6 protein-coding genes are annotated in these 14,283 nt (G+C 57.8%); 4 read left to right on the top strand and 2 right to left on the bottom strand.

The window, feature by feature from the left end:
- Nucleotides 1-6 precede the first annotated feature (6 nt).
- The 4 genes from ABC336_RS04125 (at nucleotide 7) to ABC336_RS04110 (ending at nucleotide 12,186) form a co-directional block, all read left to right on the top strand.
- Nucleotides 7-1,170 (top strand): M20 family metallopeptidase, encoded by a 1,164-nt coding sequence (locus tag ABC336_RS04125; RefSeq protein ID WP_413237460.1) that lies wholly within the window; start codon nucleotides 7-9, stop codon nucleotides 1,168-1,170.
- Nucleotides 1,171-1,631: 461 nt separating this feature from the next.
- Nucleotides 1,632-5,168 (top strand): metallophosphoesterase, encoded by a 3,537-nt coding sequence (locus ABC336_RS04120; RefSeq protein WP_413237459.1) that lies wholly within the window; start codon nucleotides 1,632-1,634, stop codon nucleotides 5,166-5,168.
- A gap of 10 nt (nucleotides 5,169-5,178) precedes the next feature.
- Nucleotides 5,179-6,768, top strand: a complete 1,590-nt coding sequence (locus tag ABC336_RS04115) for an S-layer homology domain-containing protein (protein ID WP_413237458.1) — start codon at nucleotides 5,179-5,181, stop codon at nucleotides 6,766-6,768.
- A 24-nt stretch (nucleotides 6,769-6,792) separates the two neighbouring features.
- A complete protein-coding gene (locus ABC336_RS04110; RefSeq protein ID WP_413237457.1) occupies nucleotides 6,793-12,186 on the top strand; it encodes a GH92 family glycosyl hydrolase in 5,394 nt (1,797 codons plus the stop codon).
- Between the two features lie 396 nt (nucleotides 12,187-12,582).
- On the opposite strand, the gene ABC336_RS04105 is transcribed toward ABC336_RS04110, so the two are convergent.
- On the bottom strand, nucleotides 12,583-13,395 hold the full coding sequence (locus tag ABC336_RS04105) for an alpha/beta fold hydrolase (RefSeq protein ID WP_413237456.1): 813 nt from the start codon (nucleotides 13,393-13,395) through the stop codon (nucleotides 12,583-12,585).
- Nucleotides 13,382-13,933: a helix-turn-helix transcriptional regulator gene (locus ABC336_RS04100; protein WP_413237455.1), complete on the bottom strand. Its 552-nt coding sequence runs from the start codon at nucleotides 13,931-13,933 to the stop codon at nucleotides 13,382-13,384. The genes ABC336_RS04105 and ABC336_RS04100 overlap by 14 nt, the downstream gene beginning before the upstream one ends.
- Between the last annotated feature and the right edge of the window lie 350 nt (nucleotides 13,934-14,283).

The raw sequence follows: 14,283 nt of genomic DNA, 5'->3' as shown, positions 1-14,283 counted from the left end.
AAGGCTATGCGAGAGATGGGAGCGATCCGTCTGCTACAGGAGCTCGTGCGGATCCCCAGCGTCAATCCCGCGCTGCCGGGCGGTACCGGAGAGGCGGAGATGGGACAGTATGTGGCGGCATTTTGGGCACGGCTGGGCTTGCCTTATGCCGTACACCCCGTCGCAGCCGGCCGGGACAATGTGATCGGCATGCTCCGTCAGGACGACCGGTTGCCGACCTTGCTGCTCGAGGCTCACATGGACACCGTGCAGACGGAAGGGATGACGATCGCGCCATACGGGGCAGAGTGCAGAGAAGGCAGGCTGTACGGCCGGGGAGCCTGCGACACCAAGGCGTCGCTGGCTGCCATGCTGGGAGCTGTCGAACGGCTGCGCTTGAGTGGTGAGCATCTGCCGGTCAACGTTCATGTCGCCGCTGTGGTCGACGAGGAGGTTCATTATCGGGGTGTCCTGGACCTTGCCCGGCGCATCAGGGAGGGGGAGTTGGCCTACACGGCTGCGATCGTCGGCGAGCCGACCGGCCTGGATATCGTGGCTGCCCACAAGGGCGTGATCCGTTTCTACATCGAAGCGGGAGGCATCGCGGGACACAGCTCGGAGCCAGAGAAGGCCAGCAATGCGATCGAGCAGATGACGTCGGTAATCCGGCATATGAGCGAAGAGGCTGTCCGGCTGCGCCAGCGTGACCGCCACCCTCTGGTCGGTTTGCCGACCTGCTGCATCACCGAAATCCACGGCGGTCGTGCGCCCAATGTAATCCCAGACAACTGCCGGATTACGATTGACCGCCGGACTGTACCGGGCGAGGAGCCGATGGAGGTATGGACGGAGATTCGGGAGCAGCTGTTGGCGCTGGCCGAACGGACGCCGGGACTCCAGCTCTCGGTGAGCGAACCGTTCATTCTCGATTATGCGATGGAGACTGCGGCGGATCATCCGCTTGCCCGGCAGCTGGCGCAGGCTGCGTGGCGTGGCGCTGAGCGTGGCCGGGTGATCGGCGCGCCGTACTGCAGCGATGCCAGCAAGCTGACCCGCGTCGGCGTCCCGACGGTAGTGTTCGGTCCCGGCAGCATCGCCCAGGCGCACACCGCCGATGAATGGGTTGACCTCGAGCAGGTGGCGCAGGCAGAAGCGATTCTGATGGATGTGATACGCAATTGGCAAGCATAAGCAGGCTGGCGGGGCCGCTCTTTTCTTCGGAGGAGAGCGGCTCTTTGCCGACAGATCGTACGACTGTTTACTAAGCCATCCATCCTGGCGGATCCGGCATACGTTATTTACGCATCTTTCGCAATGGTACATTCCTTAACATTAGCTTCCTTATTATTCCACCCTATTGGACTATAATATTACCTCCTTTTGCAGCCAGTGAAAAGGCTTTCCTCCCCCAAAGTAACTCAAGTCTTCCATCCAATACCCCCGTAGCATAGCGATTCTCAGCACAATCATTTGCCGGTTAAACAATCACCACGCCCACTTTTATACATATTAACAAACGGTAAATCTCGAATTTTGTATATAAAATATCTTTATGTTTTCATAACAAAAATCAGCACATGGCTTATATTTCTAGCAGTATAATTACCCAGTGTTGGACAGGAGCCAGAAATATATGTTTAGGAGGAAATGCTGTGAGACCGATTCAAATCAAGGCAAAGTCTAATCGCTACATGGGAGTCATGCTCAGTCTGATCCTGGTGCTGACCCTCGCTGCGACGAGCTTCTTGCCCCATGTGGCTGCCGTCAATGGCATGAGTACGGCTGCCGCAGACCATGTGCTCGTACCACTGAACAGTACATGGGACTATCTGGAGGACGGTTCCGATCAGGGAACGGCTTGGCGCCATGCCGACTTCGACGACTCGGACTGGAAGAACGGTGAAGCCCCCCTCGGTTACGCAAGTGCCGGCAAAGGGCAGGACATCCGCACAACCATCGGCTATGGCCCGGACGCCAGCCGCAAGCCGATCACCGTATACTTCCGTCAGACCTTCGATGTGACGGATGCCGACGCGATCAGGCAGCTGAACGGATCGCTGATTCGCGATGACGGTGCAGTCATCTATCTGAACGGCGAGGAAGTGTTCCGCTCCAATCTGCCGGCAGGCGAGATTACCCACACGACGCTGGCAACGGTGGTCGGCGACGAGCGCGATCCTGTGCCTTTCTCCATCGAGCCTTCGATGCTGCGAGAAGGCACCAATCTGATCACTGCCGAGGTCCATCAGAATGCGGCCACCAGTTCTGATCTGTACTTCTCGCTGGAGCTCAGAGCCCTGACGGGTGATGAACCGAAGGACCGCGGATTACTGGCCGAGCATTACACCAATACAGGCGCCAGCGGCAACTTTTCCTTTGACGAATTGAAATCCACCGCCATCTACCCCGATATCAACTTCTCGAACCTTGAACCTGTTCACGCTGCGATGGCCGGACGCTCCGACCAGGCGAGCATTCGTTTTACCGGTCAGATCATGCCGGAGCAGACGGCGGACTATACCTTCTATATCATCGGCGACAATGGCTTCCGACTATGGATTGGCGACATGGAGACGCCGATTATCGACTTCTGGGTCAATGAATGGGACAAAGAACAGACCAGCCAACCGATCAGGCTTGAAGCCGGTCAACAATACGACATCAAACTCGATTACTTCGAGAACGACGGCGGCTCCAATCTGTTCCTCCGCTGGTCGGCTGACGGCATCGCCAAGCAGCTCGTACCGGCCAGCGTCTTCTACCAGCCGGCGGACTATAACGGGCCGGTAAGCGGCAGGCTGATGGCCGAAGGCAATCGGGCAGTGCTGACCTTCCCGCATGAGCTCGGCCAGCTGCCGCAAGGCGTCTTTGGCCACTTCGTCCTGGAAGCGGGCAACCGGAGCTACTCCGTGCGTACGGTCACGCGGAACGCTGACGATGCCTCTACCTTGACGCTAGAGCTGGACAGAGCGATTCCGGGAGGACAAAGCTTGTTCGTCAGCTACGACGGCGACAGCAGCTTGACAGCGGACGGCAATGCCATCGCAGCTTTTCGGTTTGGCATTGCCAATGAGTCGCGTTACATCAGCTACGAGCCGATTACGATTGCCATGACGCTCCATGGCAGCGCGAAGACGAACCGGGGCTTTGCCTGGTATACGAGATATGACGATCAGGAAAATGCGCCTGACAATGTCCATGACAGTATCGTCGAAGTTGTGCCGGTTGGCGGCGCTTTTGGAACGGATGCCGTGCAGCGGTTCGACGGCGAGTCCAAGGTGCTCCCGCTCAGATGGGACGGCTCGCGGAATGCGACCTTCATCGGCCACAAAGTACTGGTGGAGGGACTGACGCCCGGCACGGCCTACAAGTATCGTCTCGGGAGCGACGACAACTGGAGCGAGACCGGTTACTTCACGACCGAGGCCGAGAATGTGACCGATTATGAATTTATATATGTAGCGGATTCGCAAGGTGGAAATACAAACGATTATGTCGTGTGGTCGAACACCCTGCGTGCAGCATTGGATAAGTTCCCGGAATCCCAGTTTCTTGTGCACGCAGGCGACCTGGTGGACGCAGGTCCGTACGAAAGCCAATGGTTCGACTTTTTCACCCAGCCTCAGGATATTCTGATGAATCTGCCGATCCAGGCAACGGTGGGCAATCATGAGCCGCCGTTCACGTATGAGAACAATTTCTATCATCATCTCAATTACCCTGTAGGCGAGATCAATAACCCGCTGCCTGAAGGCAGTGTCTACGGTTTTGATTATGGCGATGCCCGGATCATGGTCATGAACACGATGGACATGAACTGGAATGCCGCCATGCGCGATTCCTTTGAAGAACAGATCGAATGGCTGCGCAAGGAAGTTGCGCAAACGGACAAAAAGTGGAAAATCGTCGTAGGGCATAAGGGGATCTACTCGCTGGGCGGCCACTCTGACGAAGCTGAGATCCGGGATCTGCGAAAACAATTATTCCCTGTCTTCGACGAGCTCGGCATCGATATGGTTCTGCAAGGACACGATCACTCGTACGTCCGGACATATCAGATGTATGGCGACAAGGCCATCAGAGACATAGAGACCAATCAACAAGGCCATGCGCTTAACCCGGATGGGACGATCTACATGATCAATAACACGGCAGGCACCAAATTCTACGGGATCAATCCCAACGTCCAAAACTACTTCGGCGCAGTGGTCGAGCAACCGAGGAAGCAAGTGTACACCGGCCTGCGGATGACGGCTAGCAGTCTGACGCTGGAATCGTACCGTCTGGGCGAGGACGAGCCTTTTGACACCTACACGATCGTGCGTGATGATGTCAAGCCCGATGAGGTCAAGGATCTGAGCTCCGGACTGAACAAGGACGGCGAGATCATCCTCTCCTGGGGCAAGCCCGAACAGGACGACATCCGCGGCTTCAGGATCTATGAGCAGGATGGCAAAATGAACGGCAACAAAAACTGGAGTGCTTATATCCCGGTCAAGGCCGGCCTGAACGGCTATAGTTACAAGCTCGAAGGGTTGGACCCCGAGGAGACGTACACATTTGTCGTCAAAGCGGTCAACAAGCGCAACAACTCTGACGGCCTGGCGATTGCAGCTTCGGGAGAACGGGTTGCCGCTCCGTCAGGCGGCACGGTCGACGACGGCTTCAACACCTTCGGCTGGACCAACGTGCCTGGCTTCGACAGCCTGGACGATTATGAATATTCGGTCGACGGCGGCCAGACATGGTCTACCGCAGAAGCCAATCCGCAATTCGTAGGCGATACGGACATTCCGGCCGGCGATGTCAGGGTGCGGGTGAAGGCAGATCCGGCCAGCAGCAGAGAGGCGGGATTGTCCTTGCAGTCCAACCGGCCGTACACGAAGAACAGCATTCATCGAACGTACAATATCGCAGGCGAGCTGACTGCCGGCGAACGTCTGCAGGTGGATATCGATGTGCGTCGGGTCGCTGATTACGAAGGAGACGCATATGTTGTCTTCCAGCTGATGAACGGCAACCAGCCGATGCTGATCAACGCGGTGCCGCTCACGAAGGACCGCATGACGATGTCCCAATATTTTAATGCCAGCGGCAGCGGGTACTCGGTCAAAGTATTCGTCTTCGACGAATTCAATGGATCGATCGAGACCCCTGTCCATCTGGCTCAGCCGCTGGTGCTGAAGTAAGGAGAAGAAAGTGAGGCTATCCAAGGTGAAAAATGTGTTGGCAGCGATATTGGTCATCGTCATGCTGGCCGTGCCGGCGGCTGCATATGCCGCCCCGGACATGACGTTGCAGGCGAGCAGCAATCAAGTCCAAAGAGGGGGAGAGATCACCCTCTCCGGCACCGTGCCCGATGGGACGGGCGAAGTCGTAATCAAGGTGATGCGTCCCGACGGGACCATCTTCTTCCTGGATGTGGCGGATATCGTGAACAGCCGCTATACGACAACTGTGGGGATTCCGACGCAGGCGGAGCTCTCCCCGCTGGGGGCGTATACGGCGCTTGCGGGGTACGGCTCGCAGCAGGCAACAGCGAGCTTCTCGGTCGTCGTCCCTGCCCCGGGTGGCGGCATATACTTCCCTGGCCCCGTGATGCCGGAGGAGGAAGAGGACCAGGAGCAGCAGCCGGGGGAAGAGATAGCGGGCTCGGTGATCAAGCCGGCAGCTGATGGCGACGGCATCTACAAAGTCAGCAGCGCGGCGATCACACAGGCCAAGGGCGAGAATGGCAGTGCTGTGACGATCGAGCTGCCTGCCGCATCCGCCGGAGCGATCCGGGTCGAGCTGGCGGCGGCGGCGCTGCAGGAGCTGAGTGCAGGCGGTCATGAGCTGGTACTGCAAGCGGGCGGGCTGACGATGCGCTTCCCGGCGGGAGCTATAGCTGCAGGAGGAGACAGCGTCCGTATTACTTTGGACACCGCATGGGCAGGCGAAGTCCGCTCTGCGGTCGAAGCGGCGGCAAGATCGGGCGAAGCGTACCGTGCGACCGGTGTCGTCGTCGATGTGGTCATCGAAAGGATTGCAGGCGGGGTACGCTCTGTCATCCGCACCTTGACGCATCCGGTAGGTGTGGAGCTGACGCTGACAAGCGAGCAGCAGCCCAGCCTGAACGCTGATCTGGCTGGCATTTACTATGTGAACGGACAGAATCTGGAGTATGTCAAAGTCGGGCTGACAGGCGGCAAGGCGGCATTTACGACCGATCATTTCTCCACCTACGCCCTGCTGGAGTACGACAAACGCTTCGCCGACATGGCCGGTCACTGGGCCGAACTGCCGGTGAAGGCGCTGGCGGCCAAACATATCGTCACAGGTGTGGATGAGCAGCATTACCGGCCGAGTGTCAGCATCACCCGTGCCGACTTCGTCACGCTGATCATGCGTGCGATGGCATGGCAGGAAGGCGCGGAGCAGACGGCAGCATCGCATGACTTCACCGATGTGCCTGCAGGCCGCTACTATACGGAGCATGTTGCAGCAGCAGCTGAGCTCGGCATCGTCAACGGCTACAACGGCCAGTTCCGGCCGCAGGATCAGATCACGCGTCAGGAAGCCGCAGCGGCGCTGGTCCGCGCTTCACAATACTTCGATGTCCGTTCCGCTATGGCAGGCACGTTGCCGTTTGCGGATCAGGACGAGATCTCCGGCTGGGCGGTATCGCTCGTCGAGCAAGCCTGGTCGCTTGGCCTGATCGAAGGCGATGCAGGACGCTTCCTGCCGCTGGAGTCCGTTACCCGGGCTCAGGTTGCTGTGATGATCAACCGGCTGCTCAGCAACAGCTAATCAATCCAATTACGGGAGGATCCCATGCGAAATAAATGGATGGCGCTAAGCCTGGCCTTCGTGCTGCTGCTGACGCTGCTGCAGACGGCGGGTCTTGGCACTGTGGCAGCTAATACGCTGCTGCCGACTTCGGGCATTGAAACAAGAAATTTGGCTTTGGACTCTATTGCGATGGGGTCGGGAGCATGCAATGAGCGGGAGGTCGCCCAGTTTGCCGTCGACGGCAAAACCGATACGAAGTGGTGCGACAACTCGCCCCGTGAAAATCGCTGGCTGATGCTGGATCTGGGTGAGGTATTCACCATCAACCAATATGTCGTACAGAACAACTGTATGGCCGAGGGCAACCAGTGTCCTTATTGGAACACCAAGAACTTCCGCTTCCAGAAGAGTGAAGACGGCAAGCGCTGGGAGGACGTCGATGTCATCCAGAACAACAGCCAGACGATCGTCGACCGCTATGTGCCGGCTTTCGATGCCCGCTACGTGCGGCTGTACCTTACCAAGGCCGCCCACAACGGCAATACGGCGCGGATCAGCGAGTTTGAGGTGTACGGGGTGGAGCGCGGGCAATCGCCGGCTTATCCCCTCACCAATCTGACGCCGGTCGAGTATGTGGACCCGTTCATCAATACGCTGGGCGACAACGGCCAGACGAACCCGGGACCGCGGACACCGTTTGGGCTGGTCGCTCCCGGACCGGATAGCGACGGTGGCGCATTCAGCGGTTACTATTATGAGAATCAATCGCTCAAAGGGTTTTCGCATCTGCGCTTCAGCGGCGTCGGCTGCAACGGAGCCGGCGGCAACATCCTGATGATGCCGACGACCAAGGACTTCACGACCAACAGCAGCGTCTACAAGGAACGTTATGACAAGACGAGCGAAGGCGCATCTGCCGGTTATTACACCGTAGAGCTGAATTCCGGCATCCAGGTGGAGCTCACCGCCTCGGACAATGTCGGTTTTCACCGCTACACGTTTCCAGTGGATACGGAGACAGGCTCCGTGCTCGTCGACCTGTCCAATTCGTATGCCGGTATGGTCAATGCGAATCTTAAGGTAGAAGGCAATGAAATCACCGGCATGATCGAATCCCGCAATGTATGCGCTAATGGGTTCTACAAAATGTACTATTCCATTCAATTCGATCAGGACGTGGCGTCCTATACGACATGGAGCGGTGCGGAGTCGGGCTCGGCCACCGAGCGCTCCGGCGCCAACAGCGGCGTCTGGCTGAACTTCAATTTCGATAACTCGGCTGACAGGATCGTGCAAGCCAAGGTCGGACTGTCGCCGATCAGTGTCGAGCAAGCCAGGGCAGAGCGCGAGCAAGAGCAAGAGAGCTTCGGCTGGGATTTTGACAAGCGGCATGAAGCCACCCGCCAGCTCTGGAGCGATACGCTAGGCAAGGTAGAAGTCACCGATACGGATGAAGAGAACAAGCGGATCTTCTATACCCAGCTGTACCATGCGATGCAGCATCCCAACAACGTCACGAGCTCGGACGGCGAATTCCGCGCGGGCCGGGACGAGAACACCATCCGCCATACATCGGAGATCGGCGAGAACTTCGAGTATTACAATGGCTGGTCGACGTGGGACGACTTCCGCAAGTACCCGCTGTACTCGATCCTTGAGCCGCAGCGCTTCGAGAACATGGCCTTGTCCATGATCGATCTGTACAAAACCAGAGGGTCTTATACCAAGTGGGGAGCCGGCTACTGGCCGAGCCCGACGGTGCGCAACGAGTTCAACGGCGCTGTCATCCTCGACGCCATCGCCAAAGGGCTCGAGCTGAGCGAACCCGAGCTCCGTGAGGTGCTGGAGGGGATGGCTGAAGATACGGACCAGTATGACACGGAAGACCGTGTGTCGGGCATGCTGGAGAAGGCGTACAGCGCCTACTATCCGATGAAGCTCGCGGAGATGGTGGGCGACGAAGACATGTACGACAAGTACAAGCAGCTGGCCATGTCTTACAAGCAGCACTGGAACGCAACCCAGGAGGATGGAGACGGCGTCGAGCGCGGCTTCTTCACGAAGAATGGCGAGCAGGTCAATCCGAATGATGTCAAAGCCGTGGGCCGACTGGTCTATCAAGGCAATCTGTGGACGTACCGCTGGACCGTGCCGCATGATGTGCCGGGCCTGGCTGAGCTGATGGGCGGCAAGCGGGCGATGGCCGAGGATCTGCAGCACTTCTTCGCCATCGATGAGTATGTCGCAGTCAATGAACCGGATCTGCATGTGCCCTTCCTGTTCAACTATCTCGGCATGCCGTACCTGACGCAATATTATGCACGGGAGTATACGACTGAGGTGGTTACCCAGAAATACCACAACCATGGGTTGTATAACTATCCGATGAAGTCAAGAGTGTACCGGGCGGATCCGGAAGGCTATCTGCTGTCGATGGACGACGATGCGGGAGCAATGTCCTCCTGGTTCGTATTCAGCGCGATGGGTCTGTTCCCGAGCAATCCGGGCGATCCGTACTATACGATCGGCTCGCCGATCTTCTCGGAAGTGAAGCTGAACCTGGACAACGGCCGGTCGTTTACGATCAAGGCCAATAATGTGTCCAGCGCGAACCGCTTCATCCAGTCCGCGACCTTGAACGGCGAGGTGTTCGACCAGCCGTGGATCAATCACGCGGACATCATGAATGGCGGCGCTCTGGTCTTCGAGATGGGGGCTGAGCCTAACTATGCTTGGGGAGCCTCCCCGGAGGCTGCGCCGCCGACCACCGATTATACCGGTGCGGTGGAGAATAAGTATGCGAGCCAGGAGCTTATCGAGGAGAAAGCGGACTGGCAGTTCTTCGACCAGGGCCGCCATCCGGGCGACGGATGGACGGCCATCGGCTTCGACGACAGCGACTGGGCGGCGGGTGCTGCAGTGCTTGGGTACGATAACACAGGTTACGTCGATACAGTGGTGGGATATGGTCCCGACGGCAACAACAAGTATCCGACAACCTACTTCCGCCATGCGTTCCAGATCGATCATCCCGAGGACGTGGCGGCACTTGCTGGTCGCCTGATCCGGGATGACGGAGCGATCGTCTACTTGAACGGACACGAGATCATCCGCACCAATATGCCGAATGGTCCAGTCGGCTATAACACCTGGGCGAATGCGACAGTAGGCAATGAACGCAACTGGCTGCCGTATACCATCGACAAGTCGCTGCTGGTCGAGGGTACCAACGTGATTGCAGCCGAGGTGCATCAGGTCAACGGGACGAGCTCGGATGTCGCCTTCGCTTTCGGATTGGAGGCGCTCAAGCTTCTTGAGGTGCCGGCTGCGCCGACAGCGCCGGTCATTGATGATGAGCTCAATACTTTCGGATGGAGCTATGTCCCGGGCTTTGAACAGCCGGAGCTGTATGAGTTCACGACAGACGGCGGCCGGAGCTGGCGCCAGGTGACGAACAATCCGCAGACGGTCGGCGCGGGAGACTATCCGGCCGGCAAGGTGCAGATACGGGTACGAGCGAATCCGGCAGCGGAGCAGGCGGCAGGTCTGGCGCTGATCTCCGATCAGGATTATACGGCCAATCAATTGTGGGAAGTGTATGATCTGGAAGTCGCAACGACCACCCGCGGCCAACTGGCGGTCACGGCGAGCGGGACGTTGACCGGCGACTACCACGAAGATCCGTATGTCGTCTTCCAACTGATGGATGGCGGCAGTCAAGCCTGGATGACCAACGCGATCCCGGTCGATAACGGCGACTTCCAGGTATCGCAGATGTTCAATGTGACAGGCAGCCGTTACGCCGTCAATGTGTATGTCGTGGATGCGTTCCACGGCAACATCTACGACTCGGTTTGGCTGGCTGAACCGGTTGCGCCGCGTCCTGAAGGACAGCCGGGCGAAGAGCCTCAGGAGCCCGGACTGGAGCCGCTGCCGGTCCCTGAGAAGCCGGTCGATCCGATCGACCCGTTCGACCCGGATGCCGAAGAGGAGCTGCCGGACTTCCCGGACGCCCCGGAGCTCCCGGAGACGCCGGAGGAGCCAGGCAGCGACAGTCTGAAGATCGAGTTTGAGAGCTTTACCAGCATGACGGAAGCCACGAATCCATTGAATCAAAACAGACCGATGTACACGGAACCGAACAATGGCGGTACAGTGGTCGGCAATACCTTCCCGGGTGCTTGGCTGGCATTCGAGGGTGTAGACTTTGGAGAGAAGGGCAAGAACAAAGTCTCCATCGTCTATGATGCGCCCACAAACCGCGCGCCAGAGGACATCGCGCTCGAGTTCCGCTTGGGTGGTGCCGATGGCCCATTGGCCGGCGAAGTAGAACTGCCTCGTACTGGCGATAGCTGGGGTTCGTATATCACCCATGATGCGGTATTGGATACGACTGTCACTGGTGTACACGATTTATATATCGTCATGAAGGGGAGCACAACTGGAACGCATCCGTACATCTCCAACCTAGACAGCTTCACCCTGGACTATCTGGAGCTGCGTGACGATTATGCGATGCTGGAGCTGGAGGACTATGATGAATGGTCGACAGCGCTCAATGCGGGCAACGGCCGGCCGATGCATCTCGAGAACGGCAGAAGCGGCAGGCAAGTCGCCAATACGTATGACGGCGCATGGCTGGCCTACAAGAACATGAACTTTGGTACTTCGGGCGTCAATCATGTGGAGATCGAATATGCCGGCAACCGGGGCAACACGGCAGCCGATTCGCGGGTCGAGGTGCGGCTGGGAGGCATCGACGGCACACTGCTTGCTACAGTCGAGGCGCCGCCGACAGCGAGCGGATGGACCACGTATGCGATCGTTGATGCTGAGCTCTCGCAGCCGGTGACTGGCGTACATGACCTGTACTTGGTGCTTCGCGGTACGACGGGAGGCGGTATCTCGTATATCGGCAACTTCGACAACGCCCGTTTTACGGTGAAAGACCAGCCAGAGACGCCGGTTGACCCTCCTGTGGACCCGCCGGTCGAGACCGAGCCGCCAATACGCCTGGAGTTCGAAGCGGCTGAGCGGTCGCAGGAGAACAATACGTTCAGGAATAGTCCGATGGCAGAAGAGAACGGCAATGGCGGCAGAGTCGTCGCTAATACATTTACTGGAGCATGGTTTAACTTTGCTGACGTTGATTTTGGCACTACGGCCAAAAACAAAGTTTCGCTAGCCTACTCCGGGCCGTCCAATCGTATCCCGGCCGATGTAAAGGCTGAGATTAGACTGGATGGACCGGGCGGGACGGTAATTGGTGAAGTGGCGATGCCGCAAACCGGAAGCTGGAGTGATTTTCGGGTAGCCGAAGCTGTGCTGACACAGCCATTGAGCGGCACGCAGACCATTTATATGGTGATTACCGGATCGACAACCTCGAGTCTAATGTATATCGGCAATCTGGATTACGTGAGCTTTGCCGAGTAAGACCAATGCGGAGGGACGAACAACGCAGATTGGTAAACCCCCGCAAGATAGCACAAAGGACCGGTCGCTGGCCGGTCCTTTGTTAAATATAATTTATATGATTCCTGGGAGTCAGGCTATAACTGATGAGCATAACCAGGAATCGTTCGCTGAGCAGCAACGAACCTTTTCTCCCTTACAGCCTCTCCACCCGCCACGCCACACGCTCCAGCGAACCTTTTTTTCCTTAGAGCATCGGAATCGACCGTCAGCTGAGCTGCAACGTACTTCCCTTAGAGCGCCGGAGTCGGCCGTCCGCCTAGCTGCAACGTACTTTTCTTCCCCTCGGCACGCCGATAAATTCTGCCATCGCATCGTTAACCCCCGGCAGAATGAAGCATCACGGCTGCGCCATGGTTACTGCTCCATCGGGATGCCGATAAATGCCGCCAGCGTCCGGTTAAACGCCGCCGGATCGTCGGCATTGGCGCAGTGGCCGGCGCCGGCCAGCTCCATCAATTGACAGTCGGGCTCGGCCTGGTGGAGCGCCTGCATCGCTTCCCGAATCACGGGCAGATCCTCCGAGCCGTAGACGAGCAGCAGCGGATAGGGCGCAGGATCATCCTTGGGCACGAAGAAACGCTGCATGCCATCCATTGCCAGAAAGGATCGCCGGGTGAACGACGCGGAGCTCCGGGTTAACAGCTGCTGTCCCCGTTGAGTCGTACAGCACTGCTTCACTATGCGGCGTTTGAACCGCTCAAAGGCAATAAGCCCTGTCACGAACCAGCTCAGCGTCTCTTTGCGTTGCGCCTTCAGGACGTTATCATTCGCCTTGTGGATCGAATAGCCGCCGACGATGGTTAGCGAGCGGACACGGGAGGGGTAGCGGTCAGCGAAGGCCTGGGCAACCAGGGAGCCCATAGATACGCCGAGCAGATGGCAGGCTGCGATGCCCTCCTGATCGAGCAGAGCGGCAAGGATATCTGGCATATCGCCCATTACCACCCGAGTGCCCTTTACGATGGTACGGCCGTGCCCTGGCAGATCCAGCGTCAACACCCGGCAAGCTTTTGAGAAATAGCTGCATTGATCTTCAAACAGCTGCCGGTCGGCAAATGCGGCATGAATCATGACCAGCGCTTCGCCTGCGACAGGCCCCTGTACGCTGTAAGCAATGCGGGCGCCCCGATACGTCAACTCCCGGGCATGCGGATTAGGATTCTCCACCGTAGATCTCCTCCTCCAATTCAGTCAGCACCTGCCGCAGCCCCTCCAGCATGCTGCGATGCTGCAGCAGACCGAGGCTCAATGTCTTCAGCTGATAGCGGGCGATATCGCGGTACGGTGTGTCGACGGAGCGTGCAGATTCTGCCAGTTCCGTCTGCTCATAGAGCGCTGCGACGAGCTCCAGCTGCTGGACGATATCGCGGATGATAGCCAGTCGTTCCGCAGGCGCCATCAACCCTAGGAAGAACAGCTTGGTACCGACATCCGTCTCCAACCGATCCTGGGCGATGCTGGCGAGCATCCAGGCGCGCAGCGCTTCCCGGCCCGACGCGGTTATCGTGTACAGCTTCTTCTTGCGCCTACCGTCCGCTTGTGTCTCAGGCACCACATAGCCTGCGGCCTCCAGCTTTTTGAGCGCAGCCTGGATGCTGCCCAGGCTGGGGCTGTAGAAGGGGGACACCTCACGGCTCAACGCCTGCTTCAGATCGTACTGCGTGAGCGCGCGGATCATCAGGAACCCCAATATCACATAGACCATGTCGTGTACCGCCTCCGTTTCATAACTCCAATATACCTAATAGGTATATATAAGTAAAGCAGCAATATAAAAAAGACAGCGATTAGCTGTCAAAATTAGACTCCAGTTACTAATAAGGCGGTAAGGGTTGTTCTGCAAGCACCGTCTTGATGCTTGGAGCGGTGGAATGGAGTCAGTAAGTCCCGATTTGGTGCTTGGAGTAGTCAAACATAGGTAGGGTCAGCAAACACCATTTTAGTGCTCATAGTACCGGCTGGTATTATCTGGACGCATATTCCGATAGTTCAAAGACCTGCGTTCTGTTCGCTGTTGCTCCCGGATTACCACCCTGAGAGGGCCAAATCAAGAGA

This window comes from Paenibacillus jepli, assembly GCF_047238105.1.
Taxonomy (GTDB): Bacteria; Bacillota; Bacilli; order Paenibacillales; family Paenibacillaceae; genus Paenibacillus_D.
This window is presented reverse-complemented; position numbering and strand designations above follow the sequence as displayed.

Coding starts and splice junctions, on each gene's coding strand:
- ABC336_RS04125 (WP_413237460.1), top strand. CDS start 7: ATGCGAGAGATGGGAGCGATCCGTCTGCTACAGGAGCTCGTGCGGATC.
- ABC336_RS04110 (WP_413237457.1), top strand. CDS start 6,793: ATGCGAAATAAATGGATGGCGCTAAGCCTGGCCTTCGTGCTGCTGCTG.
- ABC336_RS04100 (WP_413237455.1), bottom strand. CDS start 13,933: ATGGTCTATGTGATATTGGGGTTCCTGATGATCCGCGCGCTCACGCAG.